This window comes from Oleiphilus sp. HI0061 (assembly GCF_001635675.1).
The window spans coordinates 1-3852 of sequence record NZ_LWFE01001014.1 but is presented as its reverse complement, the minus strand read 5'-3'; the positions used below and the strand labels follow the sequence as shown (position 1 = coordinate 3852).

Annotated in this window: 4 protein-coding genes and 1 pseudogene; 1 reads left to right on the top strand and 4 read right to left on the bottom strand. The window is 41.7% G+C overall.

What is annotated here, in order from left to right; all coding sequences use genetic code 11:
* A pseudogene (locus A3735_RS31915) lies at nt 1–217 on the top strand (IS3 family transposase); the annotation flags it as partial.
* Between the two features lie 369 nt (nt 218–586).
* Here A3735_RS31915 and A3735_RS12535 read toward each other — a convergent pair.
* The 4 genes from A3735_RS12535 to A3735_RS29695 all read right to left on the bottom strand — a co-directional run.
* The gene (locus tag A3735_RS12535) at nt 587–1618 is read right to left on the bottom strand and encodes a glycosyltransferase family 2 protein (protein WP_068511696.1); all 1032 of its coding nucleotides are present in this window, start codon (nt 1616–1618) and stop codon (nt 587–589) included.
* Nucleotides 1619–1759: 141 nt separating this feature from the next.
* Nucleotides 1760–2497: a GDSL-type esterase/lipase family protein gene (locus A3735_RS12530; protein WP_068511700.1), complete on the bottom strand. Its 738-nt coding sequence runs from the start codon at nt 2495–2497 to the stop codon at nt 1760–1762.
* Nucleotides 2484–3584, bottom strand: a complete 1101-nt coding sequence (locus tag A3735_RS12525) for a glycosyltransferase family 4 protein (protein ID WP_369808629.1) — start codon at nt 3582–3584, stop codon at nt 2484–2486. Before A3735_RS12525 ends, A3735_RS12530 begins: the two co-directional genes overlap by 14 nt.
* A 45-nt stretch (nt 3585–3629) precedes the next feature.
* Nucleotides 3630–3852: hypothetical protein (locus tag A3735_RS29695; RefSeq protein ID WP_231882551.1), on the bottom strand; the 223-nt coding region annotated here is incomplete at its 5' end.

Here is a 3852-nt window from a genome sequence, read left to right as displayed (position 1 = left end):
CACTTGGTACAACACAGAGCACCGGCATAGTCGAATTAACTTTGTTACCCCAGAGCAAAGGCACTTAGGTCTGGATGAAGAAATATTATCGAAGAGGGATGAGCTTTATCGCAAGATGAAAAGAAAGAACCAAATAAGGTGGTCAAAAGCTACGCGGAACTGGGAGAAAGTGGGTGACGTTAAGTTGAACCCGGAGAAGGAAAAACAAGCAGCTTAAATGCTCAGGCGACAACTACCTTGAAAAACGCCGTATTTGAAGGACGGTTTATGGTATACACTGGAAAAATATCTTATGGCTTATATATATATCACTACCCAATTATTCATTTAATTGAACGATATGGTGGCGAAATGTCTAATAGCGATCGTATTTTGGGATACGGAGGAGGGCTAGCTTTAACATATATGATATCTAGTGTGTCTTATAAATACTTTGAAAGCCCGATACTGGTACGTAAGAGTCGATACTCCTAAATAGTATATGGAGTATACACTGTCATCATGTGTGGCTTTTATGGGATCAAAGATTTGCTTTCGTGAACTACAACTAACAAAAGCGTCTTAATTGTAGTTCACGGAAAGTTACTTAATTTAGTGTCAAGTTGTGACTCTTCTGCACAGGCGAATTGTTTTCCAAAGTATCATACAGTAATTTCGAATGTTCAAGAGGGTTCTTGACCGGATCCCAAATAGGAAAGAACCGCCGTTTAACGCTACTGACGATACGGTCTAGTAGGTTTGCAACTTTTATTGGAAGAAAAGCCCAGCGTAAAATTATGTATAGTCTTCTGCGCTGACACCAAAAATAGACCGATTCTTCTGCATACCATTTGTACCCCCAGCGCTTTTCAAATAGATCGTGTGAGTATTTTCCGATTTTTCTATTCCAGCGAAGGTCAAAATACTTTAGGTCGCTTAGGTTAGCTCGTGTGCCCAGGTTATCAAAGTAGATGACTGAGCGTGGTTCGGCATAGAGCTTCTCTCCCTTTGCCTGAAGCTGCATGCCAATATCCAGATGTTCACGAATTGTCATATGTGGCAGTTCAATGTTTTGTAAGGCTTGTGTATTAAACATGACGCCATGTAGTTCAAATGCTTGAGTCGGCACGGTTTCTTTTGGCATGTTTTCAGGCAGTTCACGGCGGTAAGGCTTATGCTCGATAAGATAAGTTTTACCTTCAACTTCAATCGTGCGGATCTCAACGGTATAGATATGGTTACGGGTATAGTCTCCGTCGACACCATCTTTCTCTAGCGTTAGTGGGGAGATAACAGCAGCACCTGTTTTTTCACCAGTTTCGATAAGTGGTGGGAGCCAACCTTCAGAAACTCTTGAGTCATTATCTAGCAGAAAGGTAAAGGGAGTTTTGATTTGGTCGCGTATTTTGCTGATTCCTTCTAGTGGGATTATGCGCCCGTGAGAAATAATCTTGGCGTTATCCTTTCCTGCAATGGCTTCTTTGGCTAAAGCGATTTCACTCGAAGGGTAACCTAAATCAAGAATGATCAGGTCAAATAGCGAACTGTCGGTATGCTCATAAACGTTTTTGATACAGTCAGAGAGACCGCTATAACGATCCCTGGGAGAAATCACTAATGTTACTTTTTTCTGGCTCATTCCTTAGACCTCAGTTTTGATAATCGGGTGGAATGAATTTTATACGTATAAAAAACGCGGGTATTTGACCTTGGTCAGTCTTTGTTCAGAAAAAGAGCTAGAGCTCGCTAGAGTTTATAGGTGAAATTTATATCTACTCGTTTATAAACTTTCTTTAAGAGGTTGAATGTTCAGGTAGTCTTTGAGGTGGTTTATCCAGATGTCATAACCAGATGAGCTCAGATGCAAGCCATCTCCGATATGATGCTTTGAAGATAAGTGGCCTGACTTATCCAGCAATTCATTGGGTGGAGGGATGAAGGTTGTGTTTAGGCTGTGTCTGAGTGCTTTGTTTAAGAGTTGGTTAGTTTGCTTGATTGGTGCTTGGTGCTGTAATTTCTGATTTCGTTCTAGGGATATAGGGAGTATTCCTGAAATATATATGTTTTGTGTTTCTGGTGTTATGTCAATTATTTTTAGTATGTTACTTACGATTTGCTCAGGAGTAAGAATGCTAAGATCGTTAGTACCAATACAAATAATAATAGTGTTAGCAATTTGGCTTGAACGATATTGAGATAATCTATTTAACAAACCTTCAGTTGTATCGAAACCAATACCGTAGTTCTCGCTTCTATCTATAATCGCGCTAGTATTTAAGCCTTGTATCATGCTATCTCCGAAGAATGCGATAGACTCGGGAGAGGTATTTCCATCTCGCCTTAACTGGTGGGCGAGTGTTGCTTTATAGGTGGGACTATTAACGTAGGGGCGTTGCTCTAGGCCAAGGTCGATTAGCACTTTTTGAAATGTATAAGTTTTATTGAACAAGAATGCGGCAAATACGTGAAGAGCAAGTAAGTAGATGCCGAATAGAGCTTTGTGTTTAGAGCTGATCACGATAAACTTTCTCCAACTTCTGAATCTGGTCAGAGAGTAAGAAGTGATCCAGGGTTCTTTGGTGGGCCTGTTCTCCTAACTTTTGTGCGAGCGAGTCGTTATTTAAAAGTAAATCTAACTTTTCTGCCAATACCTTGGGGCTTTCTGGTGGTACCAAAATGCCAGTTTCTTCATTAATGATGATGTCAGGGATGCCGCCAACCTGGGTTGCCAGTGTCGGCTTATGGCATATGCCAGCCTCGATGAAAACCAAGCCGAAACCTTCTTCTCGGGAGGGTTGTAGAAAGATATCGCAGGCCTGCATCCAATCCATTACATTGGTGACCTGGCCGAGTAGGGTGATTTTATCTTCCAGGCCTTTATCTCTAATGTGCGTTCTAAGTCGCTCATAGTCTTGAGGTGCCCCGTCGCCAGCAATGTATAGGTGAGTGCTATCGAGAACCTTAGGGGACTTTTGTTTCAATAGTGCTAAGGCTTCGATACTGTCGTCATGCCCTTTAATGGGCCCTAAATGACCTGCAGAGAATAAAATACGCCCATTAAGTGCTAACTTGTCTTTTGCTGCTTGTGTCGCATTACCTTCAGGTTGGGGTACTTCGCTTAGTTCTACGCCACCATGAATGGTGGTTGTTTTTTTATCGTTTATACCAAGCTGATTCACCATGCGCAGCTTTCTCTCATTCGATATAGCGATGTAATGATTCAATAACCAAGCAGAGAGTTTGTTCTTTAGGGTGGGTTGATAATAACGTAGTTCTGAGCGGTGATAAGTACCGATTATTGGTTTTCGTGTTAACTTACATGCGAGACCTGCATAGAGTGCAGAAGCTTCACAATGCGCATGTACAATATCGATCTTCATTGTTTTTAGTGTGTTGATTAATTGCCGGATCAGAGCGAAATCAAACTTGCCTTCTTTCTTAGTGAGGCACAGCCAGTTAGTGCTGTCCTGGTGTTGTTCTAACACCCACGAAGGTGGTGGCTCAAACGATGCAAGAAAGACGGAATGACCAAGTGCTTCAAGACCAGATTTCTCTTGGCTGATTCGTTTCGTTCGGCCACCTTTGTCTAGAGAATTTGCGACGATTAAAATATTAATGGTTTTGCTCCTTCAGCAAACATATCGGTTACTTTATTTCGTAGCGTGGCTTTTTTGCTCTGGCGCATTACCGCCAAAATCATCATATAGTAAGCGAGACTGTTCGTTAGGGTTACTTAAAGGGTCCCAGATGGGAAATAAACGCCTTCTAACTGCAAAGAAAACTCGGTCAATTTTGTTCGCTAGGCCGTTAGGAATATGCATCCACCTTAAAACCAGGAATATGCGTCGCCTAATCGCCCAGTTATATATGGAT